The 15,578-nt window shown below is 61.2% G+C and carries 15 protein-coding genes; 10 read left to right on the plus strand and 5 right to left on the minus strand.

Features of this window, described 5'->3' with window-relative positions:
* Window positions 1–47: 47 nt before the first annotated feature.
* Both B0B52_RS05760 and B0B52_RS05770 read right to left on the minus strand, forming a co-directional pair.
* Complete coding sequence (locus tag B0B52_RS05760) at window positions 48–455, minus strand: ACT domain-containing protein (protein WP_077592664.1); 408 nt, start codon at window positions 453–455, stop codon at window positions 48–50.
* A gap of 645 nt (window positions 456–1,100) precedes the next feature.
* The gene (locus tag B0B52_RS05770; protein WP_077592666.1) at window positions 1,101–2,300 is read right to left on the minus strand and encodes a CaiB/BaiF CoA-transferase family protein; all 1,200 of its coding nucleotides are present in this window, start codon (window positions 2,298–2,300) and stop codon (window positions 1,101–1,103) included.
* 54 nt (window positions 2,301–2,354) lie between these two features.
* On the opposite strand from B0B52_RS05770, the gene B0B52_RS22025 reads away from it, so the two are divergent.
* The 4 genes from B0B52_RS22025 (at window position 2,355) to B0B52_RS05785 (ending at window position 5,169) form a co-directional block, all read left to right on the plus strand.
* Window positions 2,355–2,657: a hypothetical protein gene (locus tag B0B52_RS22025; protein ID WP_139351827.1), complete on the plus strand. Its 303-nt coding sequence runs from the start codon at window positions 2,355–2,357 to the stop codon at window positions 2,655–2,657.
* Window positions 2,658–2,715: 58 nt separating this feature from the next.
* Window positions 2,716–3,690, plus strand: coding sequence for an alpha/beta fold hydrolase (locus tag B0B52_RS05775; RefSeq protein ID WP_139351828.1), 975 nt, complete (start codon window positions 2,716–2,718; stop codon window positions 3,688–3,690).
* A gap of 205 nt (window positions 3,691–3,895) precedes the next feature.
* Window positions 3,896–4,702, plus strand: a complete 807-nt coding sequence (locus B0B52_RS05780) for a trans-aconitate 2-methyltransferase (RefSeq protein WP_168173478.1) — start codon at window positions 3,896–3,898, stop codon at window positions 4,700–4,702.
* Between the two features lie 17 nt (window positions 4,703–4,719).
* Window positions 4,720–5,169, plus strand: coding sequence for a GNAT family N-acetyltransferase (locus B0B52_RS05785; protein ID WP_168173479.1), 450 nt, complete (start codon window positions 4,720–4,722; stop codon window positions 5,167–5,169).
* A 32-nt stretch (window positions 5,170–5,201) separates the two neighbouring features.
* Here the strand turns inward: B0B52_RS05785 and B0B52_RS05790 are convergent, their stop codons facing one another.
* From B0B52_RS05790 to B0B52_RS05800, 3 genes are read right to left on the minus strand one after another with little or no spacing between them, the layout of a single operon-like run.
* Window positions 5,202–5,528, minus strand: coding sequence for a polyhydroxyalkanoic acid system family protein (locus B0B52_RS05790; protein ID WP_077592670.1), 327 nt, complete (start codon window positions 5,526–5,528; stop codon window positions 5,202–5,204).
* Entirely contained in the window at window positions 5,521–6,630 is a 1,110-nt protein-coding gene (locus B0B52_RS05795) for an aminopeptidase (protein ID WP_077592671.1), read from the minus strand. Before B0B52_RS05795 ends, B0B52_RS05790 begins: the two co-directional genes overlap by 8 nt.
* 5 nt (window positions 6,631–6,635) lie before the next feature.
* Window positions 6,636–8,750 (minus strand): molybdopterin-dependent oxidoreductase, encoded by a 2,115-nt coding sequence (locus B0B52_RS05800; protein WP_077592672.1) that lies wholly within the window; start codon window positions 8,748–8,750, stop codon window positions 6,636–6,638.
* A 63-nt stretch (window positions 8,751–8,813) separates the two neighbouring features.
* On the opposite strand from B0B52_RS05800, the gene B0B52_RS05805 reads away from it, so the two are divergent.
* From B0B52_RS05805 to B0B52_RS05830, 6 genes are all read left to right on the plus strand, one after another.
* Complete coding sequence (locus B0B52_RS05805; protein WP_077592673.1) at window positions 8,814–9,944, plus strand: ABC transporter substrate-binding protein; 1,131 nt, start codon at window positions 8,814–8,816, stop codon at window positions 9,942–9,944.
* A gap of 107 nt (window positions 9,945–10,051) precedes the next feature.
* Window positions 10,052–11,182, plus strand: coding sequence for an ABC transporter substrate-binding protein (locus tag B0B52_RS05810; protein WP_077592674.1), 1,131 nt, complete (start codon window positions 10,052–10,054; stop codon window positions 11,180–11,182).
* A 386-nt stretch (window positions 11,183–11,568) separates the two neighbouring features.
* Window positions 11,569–12,423, plus strand: coding sequence for a decaprenyl-phosphate phosphoribosyltransferase (locus tag B0B52_RS05815; RefSeq protein WP_077592675.1), 855 nt, complete (start codon window positions 11,569–11,571; stop codon window positions 12,421–12,423).
* Window positions 12,420–13,349 carry a lysylphosphatidylglycerol synthase transmembrane domain-containing protein gene (locus B0B52_RS05820; protein WP_077592676.1) on the plus strand — a complete coding sequence of 310 codons (930 nt, stop codon included), beginning with the start codon at window positions 12,420–12,422 and terminating at the stop codon, window positions 13,347–13,349. The genes B0B52_RS05815 and B0B52_RS05820 overlap by 4 nt, the downstream gene beginning before the upstream one ends.
* 11 nt (window positions 13,350–13,360) lie before the next feature.
* Window positions 13,361–14,908, plus strand: coding sequence for a glycosyltransferase family 39 protein (locus B0B52_RS05825; RefSeq protein WP_077592677.1), 1,548 nt, complete (start codon window positions 13,361–13,363; stop codon window positions 14,906–14,908).
* Window positions 14,896–15,570, plus strand: a complete 675-nt coding sequence (locus B0B52_RS05830) for an HAD family hydrolase (protein WP_077592678.1) — start codon at window positions 14,896–14,898, stop codon at window positions 15,568–15,570. Before B0B52_RS05825 ends, B0B52_RS05830 begins: the two co-directional genes overlap by 13 nt.
* The last annotated feature ends 8 nt before the right edge of the window (window positions 15,571–15,578 follow it).

The following is a 15,578-nucleotide window of genomic DNA, read 5'->3' on the forward strand; positions in this document are numbered from 1 at the left end:
AGACGTCCCCTTGACGGGGTTAGGCATCATCGTGAACTTGGCTCCACTCATTGCAGGGCTTCGTGCTGCAGAGATTGCAGCGCGCCAAAGGCTTGCTGCGCTTGCTCCACTGGAACAAAGATGTGGTCATGGTACGCGCCGGCCACAACATTGCAGCTGATGCCAGCTTGGCCAAGAGCGTTGGCGAAGGCTGCGGTGAGGCCAACCGCCTGAAGATCGGAGTGCACTGTCAGTGTGATCCACGCTGCGCGAAACAGCACGGAAAGGCCGGCATTTATTGCCTGGTCTTCTGGGAGAACAAGCGTAAGCCCTTCAGCTTCAGAAACCGTAGCCACTGGAGACAAGCCGGTGATACTGGCCTCGTGCGGGACGACGCAGTACGCGTAGACGCCATCATGGAGCACCGGCTCCATGGAACGAAGCAGGATCGCGAGGTCAGCAACTGGTTTGCTCATGACGCCTAACGTTGGCGCTGTCTGGCGCACAGCACTGGCCGCGAAGCGGCCTCTCCCTGCCGTGCGTCCATGACGAGCAATTTGTTATGGTGATTAGCCAAGGAAATACCTCTTAAGGCCGATTGCGACAAAAATGAGGACGGTAAGGCCAAGGAGTTGAAATATCCCTTTGGCGCTAACGGAAAATGACTGTCTGAACCGCGCGGCCTGCCTCTCCTTGACGAAATTTGTAAAAGACTCGACAAAGTCCTCTTCGAACTTTATCTGTTCGGTCAATCGCGCGTACTCCTCAGCTTGCGTGGCGGGATTCAGTTGGAGCCTTGCAGCCACCAGCCTTTTCTTCCTTCTGCGAGAAACCCATTGAGGACCAAGGAGGATCGTGGCAAGCTTACTCATAGAGCGCCATAACTCAATGTATGCCGCAAAACCCGCGGTATAACTTGGCCGCTACGGTATAACTCCGCTCGCTGATTTGGCGCTAAGCCCTTGTTGTACCAAGTGTTTTTATGCATGGACGCTCGCAGTCATGTAGTTAAATCGCACCCTAAAACCGCACGATTCTAGGTTTGGCATGGCATATAGCCAAATGTGCCACTGGTCCTTATTCCACGGGCGCAAACAGCTATTAATAAAATAGCAAAACACTTACCCCACAATCCCCCGCGCCCTTAGCGCAACAATCTGCGCCTCCGTCAACCCCACCTCACGCAGCACCGCATCGGTATCCTGGCCCAGCGCAGGGGCATTGCGACGCTGGCCGCCGGGTGTGGCGGATAGCTTGGGTACAAAGCCCGGCACGGCGAGTTCCGAACCGTCGTCCATCTGCACTTTCTGCAGCATGCCGCGCGCAGCGTAGTGTGGGTCGGCCGCTATGTCGGCGACGGTGTAGATTTTTCCCGCGGGTACTTCGGCGCTTTCCAGCACTGCCAGAACTTCTTCCACGCTCACGCTGCCCGCCCATTGGCCGATCGCGTCGTCAAGCTCCTGCACGCGCAGCACGCGGCCGTCGTTGCTGGTCAATGCGGGGTCTGCGGCCAGATCGGGCCGGCCTATGCATTGCATCAGGCGTTTGAAGATGCTGTCGCCATTGCCTGCTATCAGTGCGTAGCCACCATCGCTACAACGGTAGGCATTGGTCGGCGCAATGCCGGGCATGGCGCTGCCGGCCGGGCCGCGCACGGTGCCGAAGGCACTGTATTCGGGCAGCAGGCTTTCCATGCAGTTGAAGACGGCTTCGTACAGTGCCACATCAACGACTTGCCCTTTGCCTGACGCATGCCGGTGCTGCAGCGCCAGCAAAATGCCAATCACGCCGTGCAGCGCGGCCAGGGTGTCGCCAATACTGACGCCAACGCGCACCGGCACGCGGCCGGGCTCGCCGGTCAGGTGGCGCAGGCCGCTCATGGCTTCGGCCACCACGCCAAAACCCGGGCGGTCACGGTAGGGCCCGGTCTGACCGTAGCCGCTGATGCGCAGCATGATGAGTTTGGGGTTCAGGGCCAGCAGCTCGTCAGGGCCCAGGCCCCAGCCTTCCATGGCGCCGGGGCGGAAGTTTTCAATCAGCACATCAGCGTCGGCGGCGAGCTTGCGCACGATGTCTTGCGCTTCGGCTTGTCGCAAATCGAGCGCGACCGAGCGCTTGTTGCGCGATTGCACCTGCCACCAGACCGAGGTGCCATCTTTCAGCAGGCGCCATTTGCGCAGTGGGTCGCCCGTGCGGGGAGCTTCTATCTTGATGACGTCGGCGCCAAAATCGGCCAGCGTCTTGGCGGCAAAGGGCCCGGCGATGAGCTGGCCCAGTTCCACCACTTTCAGGCCTGCCAGAGGACCGGAAGTGGTCGTCATTTTGCGGCGGACTTCATGTTGGGGAAGGGTTCTTCTTTAATGTGGATGTCAGCCATGATGGATGTTCAGTTGTACCAGCGTATCGCCGGAATTTTCAGGCGCGGTCTTCGAGCATTCCCGCCGTCGCTTTCAAGCATCATAAAACGCTTGGCAATTGCCGCTTTTGCATTCAAACGGCATTTCAGCTGGTCTTGTTGCTTTCGGTCACCATTCACGACGCTGTTTCGCGGTGTGATACTTGGGCCCTCACAGAAGATCCCGCAGGACGGGGCGAACAGTCTGTTTGCCGCGCAGGTTTTTGTAATTGCTTTCTCCCTTGAAGAATCCACCTTCCATTCATTTTTGCAAAAGCGCTGACGGAACGACCATCGCTTTCACTGCCACTGGTAGTGGGCCGCCTGTTGTATGGGTCACCTTGCAGTACACCGACAACGACCTGGCATCGCCTGGACCTGCGAGCAAGCACTGGATGGATGCGCTGACCGCCCGCCACACCGTGATCAGGCTGGATATGCGGGGTTGTGGGCTCTCGGACCGCAGGCCAGAGCGCATGTCGCTGGATGCCTGGGTGGAAGACATCGAGGCGGTGGTCAATGCTGCCGGTCTGACGCGTTTTGCCATGATGGCGGTGTGTACCGGGTCGTACGCGGCAATCGAATATGCCGCGCGCCATACCGACCGGCTGACACGCCTGATTATTTATGGAGGGGCGGTTCGCGGGCGTTTGCGGCGCGAGCTGACTGCTGCGCAGCGAGCCGACGCCATGGCGGCGCTGCAAGTGTATGAATCCGGGCTGGACGGGCGAAGCGAGTTTGCGGTGTCTTTCCGGCGCATATTCACCGCGCAATTTCTGCCAGACGCTTCGGCCGGGCAACTTGAGGCCCATGATCGAATCGTCAGCCAGCGCATGAACGGCGCCATCGCTGCGCAGAGCGTTCGTGCGTTTTACGATCTTGACCTCAGCGAAAGCGCGCAGCGGATTGACGCCCCTTCCCTGGTTCTGCATGCCCGCCACGACATCCTGTATCCGATGGACGAGGGGCAGAGGCTGGCAGCGCTCATTCCCTCCTCACGCTTCGTTCCCGTTGAGTCGCACAACAATATTCCTTTGGCTGAGGAGCCGGCGTGGCCCCGGGTGCGCGACACCGTGCTTGAATTTCTCGCCGGCAATGAGGGCGCTGCGGTACCTGCGCAGACTTTCCGGCTGACCGTGCGTCAAGCCGATGTACTCAGGCAGGTAGCGCAAGGGCAAACCGACAAGCAGATTGCACGCACACTGTCCCTGAGTCCGCGTACGGTGGAGATGCATGTGGGCGCTGCCCTGAAAGCTCTGGGCAGCAAGACGCGGGCTGAAGCAGCGCACCGGGCCGCGCAATACGGACTCTTTTAGCGCGCTCATGGTTCAAGTTGCCTACGGTATTGCTTACCGTGGCTGGACCGTCTGGATACCGTAGTTCACACACTGTGCTGCGCGTGTTCCGAACTGGATACTGAATCCTCGCGAATCACATTGCTGATGTGCGCCCCACCGTTCAGACACTTTGCGGCAGCTCTGAAACGGCATGACAAAACAAACAAAACAGGATCCATCAAGGATGAAAAACTATCCGCTGCACAGCAGTGAAAAAGAGCGCGACAGGCTGAAAATGCAGGCGCTGGCGATATTGCCGCTTACCGAGAGCCTGCTGACAGGAGCCGGTGTCCAACCCGAGTCCCAGGTTCTGGAGTTGGGCTGCGGAAGCGGCGACGTGACCTTGTTGCTGGCGAGCCGTGTGGGGTCTGGCGGCGAGGTGGTTGCAATGGACCGTGACCCAGCTCAGCTGGACGCTGCTGCGAAGCGCGTAGCTGAAGCGGGTTTTCGGAACGTGAAGTTTGTTTTGGCTGATCTGGACGATTTTGAACCGGCCCGGACGTTTGACGCCATCGTTGGACGGTACTTCCTGTTGTACGTCGCCAGTCCCGAGGCAGCCGTTGCGCGGGTGGCGAAATGGGTTCGACCGGGGGGGACGATGGCATTTCTGGAAATGGATTTTTTCCGCGGTGTACACAGCAGCATCTGGCCGCCTGCTTCTCCAGAAACACATCAAGCCATTGTGTTCATCGGCGACGTCATGCTGGACGCAGGCATCAACCCCTACATGGCAGCAAGGTTGCCGAGTATTTTGATGCGTTACGGCAGTGTGCAAGTACAGACTTCAGCGCCTCCTCAATATGGCGCGCGTTCGGTTGAACTTCCCCTGGAGGCGGTCAGGTCGGTCACGCCCATGGCCCGAAAGCTTGGGCGTGCGGATGCGGATCACCACGACGTCGACGCGTTGCTGGCTCGCGAATTGGCGGGCCGCGACGAGCACACCGTTACCGTGCCGCCCATGTCTGTTGCAGCGTGGGTGCAGCTGGCGTGAGGCACGCCGCGCCTTCCGTGCGCATTGACCATCTTGCCGATCACCCGCAGCATCTTGCGACGCTGGCCGCGTGGCACCAGGCGCAATTTGGCTATCTCAATACCGCGGTCACGATTGAGCAGCGCACGGAAAGGTTGAGGGCATCCGCGCAGAAAGGTGCATTGCCGGTGACTTTTGTAGCGGTCTGCGAAGACCAGCTCCTGGGATCGGCAAGTCTGTTGGCACAGACGATTACCCATTCCCATTTGTCGCCGTGGCTGTCCAGCGTTTATGTGGCGGCCGATCACAGGAACAGAGGGATAGGGTCGGCGCTGGTTCGGCATGCGGTTCAGGAGGCCGCCGGCATGGGCATGGACAAGGTCTATTTATTTACACCGAACAGCGAAGCCCTGTACGCCCGGCTAGGCTGGAAAGTTCTTGAGCATGCAGAGCATCAGGGGCACCGCCTCACGATCATGTGCATATAGAGGAACAATGCGGCCCAATTGGGCCGCTGCCGTCATTTCGCTGCGGGTTTCTTTTTGGCGGCAGGCTTTTTCTGCGCCAGCAGCGCATCCAGGTTTTTGACGATCTCGCCTTCGATCTTGTCCTTGAAGGCGCCGAGCAGAAAGCCCAGTTTGGCGTCGAGCTCAAACAGGTCTTTGGTGACCTTGAGCGTGCCGTTGACACCCGATCGGGTAAAACTGACTTCGTCCTCGCTGGCGCCTTCTTCATAGGTGCAGCTCATGTCGAATTTTTCTTCGACCTGCTCGGCCCATTTGAAAGCGATCTTGCGCGCCTGGGCCAGGCCCAGGGTGTGTTCGCGCTCGATGTGGATGTCAGCCATGGGGTGTCTCCTTGTTCTGGGTTGTTGTGAAAGTTTGAAGCGCTGCGTGGCGTTCTGCTTTGGGCAGGGCTGCCAGCCGCCTGACCGCATCATAAAACCGCGGCCAGTCGCTGCCTTCGCGCACAAACAGGGCTTCAAAGCCGGGCACCAGTTCGTCATAGGCGGCCAGCGCGCCAAGGGATGCGTTGTTGGTGCGGGCTACCCACGGGTCGTAGCCGGCGTAGCCGCCCCAGCTTTCGCGCAGGGCTGCATAACGCGTGTGAAAAGTCTGCATTGCTATGTTTTTCATAGCTGCTTGCGCCCGCCTTTCTTGGGCTTGAACCGGTTTTGACTCATAAATTTCACTCAATTCGCGCCGCAGGCGCAAAGTCAGGGCGCGAAACTGCTGGCGGCGCTGGCTGTACACCGCGTATTCCTCGCGCGCCGCAGGGCTGCCATGGGCGGCCAGCCAGCGTGCGCCGCCCAGGCGCTCTACCGCGGTGGCAAAGGACTCGTTGAAGTCCATGTCGTTGGCGGCGTAAACCACCTGGTGGGCCAGCTCATGAAAAATCAGTCTGGCGAGTTCACCGTCGGGGTAGCCGATGAAGGTGTTGAGCAACGGGTCACCGCCCGCCCAGTTCATCCAGCCGAGGGTGGAATACGCCGGCACCCCATAGACGCTGGCCTCCAGGCCCTGTGCGCGCAGTCTGTCGGCTTCGGCGCGCGCCTCGTCTTCGTCAAAGTAGCCCTTGTAGCCCACGCAGCCGGTGACAGGAAAGCACCAAGTGTGCAGCGTCAGCGAAAACTCGGGTGCTGCCGACACGTTCCACACCACGGCCTTGCGGCGCAGGTCAGCGTAGCGCTGGTAGCTGGCGTTGTCGGGGAGCTTCAGTTCGGTGACGGCAAAGCGCCGTATCTGCTGGGTCAGGGCCAGCCGGGCCCTGAGTTTTTCGGGGGTTTCGCTGTCCTGCAGCCAGTCGTCAACGGGCCGGGCGGCCTTCATCAATTGAAGGTGGCCGCTGACGGATTGCCAGTAATACCCGATGCTGGCGCAACCAGACAGGCCCAGCAGCACGGCGGTGAGCAGGGCGGCTGTTCGGGGCGTTGTCCGGATGGCGCGCATCCTCTTCAGAGTGATGGCGAGGTGTCAAGTTGCACCTCGACCATGCAATCGTAGAAAACAGGGCCACGCCCGAGGTCGGTCAGGTGCTGGCTGGTGAGCTGGTTGACGTTGGTACCGTCCAGGCCGAACTTGCGCCACCAGACGCCCAGGCCATGAACCACGCCGGGTCGGGCGCGTTTGGACACCTCGGCCTTGACGCGGTATTCGCCGCGCTGGTTGAACACCCTGACGACGGCACCGGCGGTGATGCCGCGCGCCAATGCGTCCTCTGCGTTGATTTCCAGCACCGGTTCGCCTTCAATGTCACGCAGGCTTTTGACGTTGACAAAGGTGGAGTTCAGGAAGTTGCGGGCCGGTGGAGAGATCATGGCCAGCGGGTGGCCTGCCGATGTGCCGGCCACCTCGTAGTTGGGCACGTGGTCAGGCAGGCCGTCCAGGCCCTGGGCCTGCAAGCGCGCGCTGAAAAACTCGCATTTGCCGGAGGGGGTGGGGAAATGGCCTTCGGCAAACGGGGCGTCGGAGACAGGCAGTGAAGCAAACCCCTTGTCCAGCAACTCATTGAAATCAATGCGGTCACCACCGGGGTGGCTGAAGGCTGTGCGGCACAGGGTTTCGTCGTCGTCGGCAAAGCAGGGCTCGGTGTAACCCATGCGCGCCGCCAGACCGCGGAAGACTTCGGTGTTGGGCCGGGCCTGGCCCACGGGCGCAATCGCCGGCTGGTTCAACAAAACGTCGGTGTGGCCATAAGCGCCGTGCACGTCCCAATGCTCCAGCTGCGTGGTGGCCGGCAAGATGAAGTCGGCATAGTCGGCGGTGTCGGTCTGAAAATGTTCCAGCACCACGGTAAACAGGTCTTCGCGCGCAAAACCTTGAACCACCTTGCCCGAGTCAGGGGCCACCGCGACCGGATTGCTGTTGTAGACGATCAGCGCTTCTATCTTCGGGCCGAAGCCGGGGGAGCTGTCCCTGAGCAGGTCGTCCCCGATGGTGACCATGTTGATGGTGCGCGGCTGGCGGCCGGCCAGCAGGTCAGGCCGCTGGAGCGCCGCCCGGTTGATAGGGAACATGCCCGAGCTTGACAGCAACACGCCGCCGGCGCGGTGTCGCCAAGCGCCAATGAGTGCCGGCAGGCAGGCCACGGCCCGCGTGGCGTTGCCGCCGCCGCGCACGCGCTGCATGCCGTAGTTCAGGCGAATCGCCGCGGGTTGCCCATTGACGAAACACTGGCCGTAGTCCCGCGCCAGAGAGCGCACCTGTTCCACCGGTACGCCGCATACCTCTGCAACACGCTCCGGATTCCATAGCAGTGCGCGCTCGCGCAGCAAGGGCCAGCCTTCGGTATGGGCATTGATATAGGCATGGTCGAGCCAGTCGTGAACAATCAGTTCGTGCATGATGCCCAGCGCCAGCGCGGCGTCTGTGCCGGGGCGCAGGGCGATGTGCTCGTGGCATTTCTCGGCGGTCTCGGTTTTGCGCGGGTCGATGCAGATGATTTTTGCGCCCTGGCGTTTGGCCTCTTGCGCATAGCGCCAGAAGTGCAGGTTGCTGGCAATTGAATTGCTGCCCCAGATCAGGATCAGTTTTGCTTCGGCAAAAAACTCGACCTTCATGCCGACCTTGCCGCCCAGGGTTTGTGTCAGGCCCTCGCCGCCGGCGGCTGAACAGATGGTGCGGTCCAGCAGCGAAGCGCCCAGTTTGTTGAAAAAGCGCGCCGCAATGCTTTCGCTTTGCACCAGGCCCATGGTGCCGGCGTAGCTGTAGGGTGCGATGGCTTGGGGGTCGCGTTGTGCAATGGCCTTGAGCTGCGCTGCGATCTCGTCCAGCGCGCTCTCCCAACTGACCGCCTCGAACTGCCCGGAGCCCTTGGGGCCCACGCGCTTGAGGGGTTGCAGGATGCGGTCGGGGTGGTAGGTGCGCTCGGGGTAGCGCGACACCTTGGTACACAACACGCCGCCGGTTTGTGCGTGTTCGGGATTGCCCTGGACTTTGACCGCTACACCGTTTTCCACGGTGGTTACCAGCGCGCAGGTATCGGGACAGTCGTGCGGGCAGGCGCCGCGCACTTTGGCCGCGCCTTTCACGAAACTTACATTAGGGGAGATGCTGATGGAAACCGGCATAAATAGAACTACATTTACTTACAAGGAGTCGGCCCTGCTTGCGCTTCAGCCAGGGCAACCAATATGAAAACATTACACCCGCTGGGGCAAACCCTTATCGTAGCTGTCCTGGCGTTCGCCGGTGCAGTTGTACACAGCCAGGACGGGGTCAGCAAAACTTCCATTGTGCTTGGCCAGACACTGGCCATGTCTGGCCCCGGGTCTTCGCTGGCCCAGTCTTTCCACCAGGGCGCCAAGCTGTACTTCGACACCGTCAACGCCGCCGGCGGTGTCAACGGCCGCAAAATTGAACTGGTGACGCTGGACGACCAGGGCAACCCTGCCAACACCTTGGTCAACACCAAAAAGCTGCTTGACCAGGGCGTGCTCTCGTTGTTTGGTTTTTACGGCTCGCCCCAGGTGACGGCTGCCTACCCGCTGATCAAGGACGGCGACGTACTGCTGTTTGCCCCCATGGCGGCTGCCGACGAGTTTCGCGGCGCGCTGTATGCCAATGTGTATTCGCTGCGGCCAGGTTATTCGGAAGAGGCGGCGGCCATCACCAGGCATGCTGCCGCCCTGGGCGCGCGCAAGCTGGCCATCCTGCATGCCAACGACGGCGAGTCCCTGGCTGCACTGGAGTCGGCCCAGCGAACCATGACCAGCATGGGCGCCAACTTGCTGACCACCGCCGCCTTTACCGGTAGCAAGGTTGGCGGCAGTGTGGACAAGGCGCTGGCACCCGGCCCCGAATCGGTGCTGGTGATTGGTGACTCCCAAAGTGCCGCCTTGGTGGTGCGTGAGTTGCGGGCCAAGGGCTTTCGCGGACCGATCTATGGTTTTTCAAACACCGGTGAGAGCCTGCTGGCCGAGCTGCTGGGCAAGTCCGGGGCCGGCGTGGTGGTTGCACGCGTGGTGCCGAAAAGCGATGGAACCAAGGTTGCCCTGGTGCGCGAGCTGCAGGCCGACGCGGCTGCCGCAAAGCTTGGCAAGCCCAATGTGTACATGGTGGAAGGGTACATCGCGGCCCGGGTCTATACGGAAGCCTTGCGGCGGGTGAGCAAGGAGCCGACACGGGCCAAACTCAGGAAAGCGATTGAAGCGCTGGACGACGTCAGTATTGGCGGCTTCCGCGTTCACTTTGTGGAGGATCGTGTGGGGTCGCGGTTGGTTGAGTTGGGTTTGATCGATTCGCAGGGGCGGGTGCGCGAATAAAAGGCGCCACTGCAGGATTCAGGCATGAATCTGGCTACGGTGTTATTACTATGGTGTTAATAAATGAAGGCAACCGCCGCCATGAACCACTTTTCAGGGAAGCACTAATGAAAACATCTCATCCCCTGCGGCAAACCCTGGCTGTGGCGGCTTTGCTGCTGGCCAGCGCTGCCAGCTTTGGTCAGGACGGCGTGAGCAAGACCGCTATCGTGCTGGGGCAGTCCCTGCCGCTGACCGGTCCGGGTTCGTCGCTGGCCAAGCCCTTTCATCAGGGGGCCAAGATGTACTTTGACCGCGTCAACGCGGCCGGCGGCATCCATGGTCGCCAGATCGAACTGGTTACTCTGGATGACGAAGGCTACGCGGCGACCACGGCGGCAAACACCCAAAAGCTGCTTGGGCAGGGTGTGTTCTCCCTCTTTGGTTTTTATGGCTCCCCCCAGGTCACCACGGTTTACCCGCTTATCAAGAACAGCGAAACAGTTCTGTTCGCGCCCATGGCTGCCGCCGATGAATTTCGGGGTCCTCAATACCCCAACGTTTATTTGCTGCGCCCCGGCTATTCGGAAGAGGCCGCAGCAGTGACAAAACATGCTGAAACCCTGGGGGCCCGAAAGTTTTTCATCCTGTACGCCGGCGATAGCGAATCCCAGGCGGCGCTGGATTCGGCAACACGGGTCTTCACCAGCCTGGGCGTCAATTTGTTGGGCAAAGACACCTTGGGCTCGGCTGGGTTGGCGGCCACGGTCGAGAAGGTGCTTGCGGCCAAGCCTGAATCGGTTCTCTTGATCAGTGACTCCGTTGCCGCTGCTCCTGCGGTTCGCGCCTTGCGCGCCAAGGGTTTTCGTGGGGCTATTTACGGTTTTTCCAACACGGGTGAAAGCCTGCTGGCCGAGCAACTTGGCCCGGCAGGGGCCGGCGTGGTGGTGGTGCGTGCGGTGCCCAAAAGCGACGGTAACCGCGTGGCAGTGGTGCGCGAGCTGCAAGAGGACGCGGCGGCCGCGAAGCTGGGCAAACCCAATGTTTATATGCTGGAAGGCTATATTGCCGCGCGGGTGTATGCCGAGGCATTGCGGCGCGCCGGCAAAGAACCAACGCGGGCCAAACTTAAAAAGGCCATTGATGGGCTGAACGAGGTGAGCATAGGCGGTTTTCGCGTTCACTTCGCCGATGATCGCGTGGGCTCCCGCCTGGTGGAGCTCAGCCTGATTGATTCGCTGGGGCGGGTCAGGGAATAACCGGCGCTTTGCAACGCAGGGCCGCAGAAGCGTTTGCGTTGTTCGGGCTGTAGTTAGTGCAGTGTTGCACGCTGTCTGGAACATAAAACCGCGTCTTTTGCGCCATGGCTGCGTTGCAAATCCGCGCGATACCTGGGGTATCGCTGTGGTTTGCGCCTTGCCCTGACCCAAAATCCATCGCTTTTATTTGTTCCATCAAGCATGCAACACTGCACTTGAGGCTGCAGCCACGGGGCACGGGTGGGGTCCCCCACACGAAGACCCGCAGCGGGCCGGCCGGGTCCGGATTGACCAATCCCTTTGGCTGCTGCGGAGGCGGTTATGCTTGAACCCGACCGCGCGGACGTGGTCTATGCCCTCCAACCAACCGTCTCTTTTTCTCGCCCATGTCTTCATTGCCCAGCCTCGTCACCCTGATGCGTCCGCACCAATGGCTGAAAAACGCCTTTGTGTTTGCCGGGCTGGTGTTCAGCCAGAGCTGGAGCGACGGGCCGCTGGCGCTGAGAGTGCTGAAAGCCTTTGCCGCGTTCTGCTGCTTTTCCAGTGCGGTCTACATCCTCAATGACTGGCATGACCGGGCCAGCGATGTCCGGCACCCTGTCAAACGCCTGCGCCCTCTGGCCAGTGGCGCCGTGCAGCCGGCGGCCGCGCTGGCCCTGGCGATGCTGCTGCTGGCCGCCGGTGTGTTTTTTGCAGCGTACAACCTGACGCTGCTGATTTTGCTTGGCCTCTATGTGACGCTGAATCTGGCGTATTCCTGGCGGCTCAAGCATGTGCCGGTGGTGGATGTTTCCATCATTGCATCAGGCTTCATGCTCAGGCTGCTGGCCGGCACGCTGGCGGTGGGCATTCCACCTTCGCGCTGGCTGCTGCTGGCTGGGTTGTTTGTGGCGCTGTTCCTCGGGTTCTCCAAACGCAAGGCCGAGAGCTTTCATGATGAAGCCGGCCAGCGGGCCGTGCTGGAGCATTACCCGCCGGCCCTGCTTGACATGTTCATGGCCGTCACGATGACGGCCAGTCTCATGACCTACGGATTGTTTGCCACCAGCCCGGAAGCCCAGCTGCAGCATGGCGACCGGCTGGTCTACAGCGTGCCGATTGTGATTTTTGGCATGCTGCGGTATGCCTACCAGGTGCACCGCGGGCATGGCGAGGATGTGTCGCGCGACTTGCTGCGCGACCCCTGGATCCTCCTTGCCGTGGTGGCTTGGCTGGGGGTGTTTCTGGGGCGCCGCTTTTGAAGCCGCCCGATTCGCCTGCTCCGCGCCTGCCGCTTAAACCCCTGCTGCTTGTCCTCGGTGCTGCGGCGACGGCCTATGCACTGGCGTTGGCTTTGTCGGCGGACCAGGGCAGCCCGTGGGCGACCCTGGGGCGCCTCGGCTCGCTGGCCAGCCTGCAGGCCATGGCCCTGTGCCTGTTGAATTACCTGCTGCGCGGCTTGCGCTGGCGCATGTGGATGGCTGCCTATGGCCGGCCGCTCGGCCTGGTGGAGGGCTTGCGGCTCTACTTGGCAGGCTATACCTTCACACCGACGCCAGGCAATATCGGCGAGGCGGCACGTGGGCTGATGCTGGCGCACCATCCCCTCGGCGCGGCGCAAAGCCTGGCTATTTTTGGCGCGGAGCGTCTGGCTGACTTGTTGTGCCTGCTGTTGATGTGCCTGCCCGTGGCTTGGTGGATCGCCGGCCTTGGCGGGCCCGTGGCCTATGGCCTGGGGCTGGTTGCGGGCCTGGTGGTCTTGGGGTTGCTGGTGTTGTTGTCCGGTTTCGGGCAGCGCTTGCTGCAACGGCTGTCCTGGCTCAGGGACGCCCGGCAATGCCTGGCGACGCAGCCGCTTGCGTGGTTTTCACTGACCTTGCTGGCCTGGGCTGCCCAGGGGCTGGCGGTGTGGCTGCTTTGCCGGGATGCCGGTCTTTCCATTGGCGTGCTGCAGGCCGCGGGGTTTTACGCTGTGGCCATGGTGGGCGGCGCGCTTTCGCTGCTGCCGGCTGGCCTGGGTGGCATGGAGGCCCTGTTGACCGGCTTGTTGGTGGTGCATGGTGCCGGCGCTGCGCAAGCGCTGGGGATCACGGTGTTGGCCCGGGTACTGACGCTCTGGCTGGCCGTGGCCATCGGGGCGCTGGCGCTGGTCTATAGTGCCGCCATTCGCGACATCAGTTTCAAATAGCTTTTACACCCATGCCTGAACGTTCCGGCTCTGCAGCCACCACCGCCCTTTCTCCGCTCCTGGTGCGCTGGCTTGTCGCTGCCGGCGCGTTGTCGCTGGCCTTGCGCCTGGCAATCTCCGTGACCTTTCCGATTACGGGCGACGAAGCTTTTTTCTACTGGTGGGGTGTCTATCCGGATTGGGGCTACTACGACCATCCGCCGATGGTTGGCTGGTTGATTGCGCTGATGCGTGCCACTTTGGGGGATACGACCTGGGCGATACGCCTGCCGGTGGTTTTGCTGCCGCTGGCCATCGGCGGCCTGCTGGCCTGGGCCTTGAGCCCGCTGGACCGGGTGCGTGCCGCCTGGGCCGTACTGCTGTTCTGGCTGGCGCCCATTAATTGGCTCAATGTTCTGATCACGACCGACACGCCGCTGATTTTTTGGTCGGTACTGTCGGCGGCCCTGTTGCTGCGTGCCGAGCGGCGCGAAAAAATGGACGGAACGGCCTGGAGGCTGTACGCACTATCGGGCCTGTTTTTGGGGTGTGCTTTCCTGTCCAAATACTTCTCGGTCATTTTGGGCCTGACCTACCTGGTGTATTTCGCCCTTTACCGGCGTGAGCGCTGGCCGGCGTTTGTGGTGCTGGTCCTGTGCGCCTTGCCGGGGCCGGCCATCAACATTGCCTACAACATGTCCCACGGCTGGTCGAACATCATGTTCAACCTCTACAACCGCAACGAGGGGGCGGGGTTCGAGTGGAACAAGCCGGTGCTCTACCTGGCCTTGATGGTCTACCTGGTCACGCCGATTGCGGTCTGGCTGGCATGGACGCAGCGGACTGTGTTGGCTGCCGCCTCGCGCCAGCATCGGTTGCTGGCCTGCGTGGTGGTGGTTCCTCTTGTATTTTTTGCCCTGCTGTCGCTCAAAAAAGTCGTTGGCCTGCATTGGGTGCTGTCGTTTTACCCCTTCGGCTTTGCGTTGCTGGCCTTTGCCTTGCCGCTTGAAAAACTCAAGGCATGCGCCGTGGGCATGGCGGTGTTTGCGGCCCTGCATGTGCTGATTGTGGCGGGCTTGTATGCCAGCTCGCTTGAGAACTGGAAGAGCACCAAGCTGTATCCGCAGATCATCCGCAGCTATAAAACTGCCGAGATGCTGCAGCAGGTGGTGGCCCCCGGCGTGGCCCTGATGGCGCATGCCTATACCCCTGCGTCGATCTACGGTTACGAGCTGCGCACTTATGTGCCGGTGTTTGGCCCGGGAAACTTCCACGCGCGCCAGGACGACATGCTGGTGGACTTCTCTCTTTACCAGGGAAAGACGGTACGCATCGTTCGCATGGACGCACCGCGCATCGAGGAATACCAACCGTATTTCGACAGTGTTCATGTGCTCAGTTTTTCGCAGGACGGCGTGCCTTTTTATGCGGTCGAGGGCAAAGGGTTCAACTACGCAGCCTACAAGAGCGGCGTGCTTGCGCCCATCTACAGCCGTTACTACAACATCCCTGCCTGGCTGCCCATGACGGGTTGTCCATTTTGTGAACGCCTGTGCGGCGAGGTGCGATGCACGAAGTAGCTGAGGCAACAAGTGAGACGAAGAATCCTGCCGCCATAGAGGTTGCAGCCTTCGACTTTGACGGTACGCTGACGCGGCGTGACACCCTGCTTCCTTATCTTTGGCGCAGCCTGGGCTGGCCAAACTTTCTGCTGGCCCTGCTGCAAAGCGCGCCCTGGCTGGCGGCTTACGCGTTCCGGATCATCAGTAACCACCGGGCGAAGGCGCGGCTGCTTCACGCCAGCCTGGGTGGCCGCTCGATGGCGGAAGTGGGGCAATGGACTGCCGACTTTGTCGGGCAGTATCTGCCGGGGCAATGGAACCCGGATGCGCTTGCCCGCCTGCGCTGGCATCAGGCGCGCGGCCATCGTTGCCTGATCATCAGTGCATCGCCGGGAATTTATTTACACCGCACCGGTGAGGTTTTGCATATGGATGCTGTCCTCTGTACAGAGCTCGAACTCGAGGGTGAGGTGCTCACCGGCCGGATGCAAACCCGCAATTGCCATGGTGAAGAAAAAGTGCGGCGTCTGAAGGCGTGGCTGGCTGAGCATTACCCCGCTGCACAAGGGGTTGTCCTGCATGCGTATGGTGATTCGGCCGGCGACATTCCCCTGCTAAATCTGGCAGACTATGCGCACTACCAAGGCCAACCCTGGGTCCGAAAAACATCCCGCGCATGAAGGCGCAT

It is taken from the genome of Polaromonas sp. A23 (genome assembly GCF_002001015.1).
Taxonomy (GTDB): domain Bacteria; phylum Pseudomonadota; class Gammaproteobacteria; order Burkholderiales; family Burkholderiaceae_C; genus Polaromonas.

Bases quoted from the DNA above. Each gene is read 5' to 3' on its own strand.
- B0B52_RS05760 (WP_077592664.1), bottom strand. From the start codon at position 455: ATGAGCAAACCAGTTGCTGACCTCGCGATCCTGCTTCGTTCCATGGAG.
- B0B52_RS05770 (WP_077592666.1), bottom strand. From the start codon at position 2,300: ATGACGACCACTTCCGGTCCTCTGGCAGGCCTGAAAGTGGTGGAACTG.
- B0B52_RS22025 (WP_139351827.1), top strand. From the start codon at position 2,355: ATGATGGATGTTCAGTTGTACCAGCGTATCGCCGGAATTTTCAGGCGC.
- B0B52_RS05780 (WP_168173478.1), top strand. From the start codon at position 3,896: ATGAAAAACTATCCGCTGCACAGCAGTGAAAAAGAGCGCGACAGGCTG.
- B0B52_RS05790 (WP_077592670.1), bottom strand. From the start codon at position 5,528: ATGGCTGACATCCACATCGAGCGCGAACACACCCTGGGCCTGGCCCAG.
- B0B52_RS05795 (WP_077592671.1), bottom strand. From the start codon at position 6,630: ATGCGCGCCATCCGGACAACGCCCCGAACAGCCGCCCTGCTCACCGCC.
- B0B52_RS05800 (WP_077592672.1), bottom strand. From the start codon at position 8,750: ATGCCGGTTTCCATCAGCATCTCCCCTAATGTAAGTTTCGTGAAAGGC.
- B0B52_RS05805 (WP_077592673.1), top strand. From the start codon at position 8,814: ATGAAAACATTACACCCGCTGGGGCAAACCCTTATCGTAGCTGTCCTG.
- B0B52_RS05810 (WP_077592674.1), top strand. From the start codon at position 10,052: ATGAAAACATCTCATCCCCTGCGGCAAACCCTGGCTGTGGCGGCTTTG.
- B0B52_RS05815 (WP_077592675.1), top strand. From the start codon at position 11,569: ATGTCTTCATTGCCCAGCCTCGTCACCCTGATGCGTCCGCACCAATGG.
- B0B52_RS05825 (WP_077592677.1), top strand. From the start codon at position 13,361: ATGCCTGAACGTTCCGGCTCTGCAGCCACCACCGCCCTTTCTCCGCTC.
- B0B52_RS05830 (WP_077592678.1), top strand. From the start codon at position 14,896: ATGCACGAAGTAGCTGAGGCAACAAGTGAGACGAAGAATCCTGCCGCC.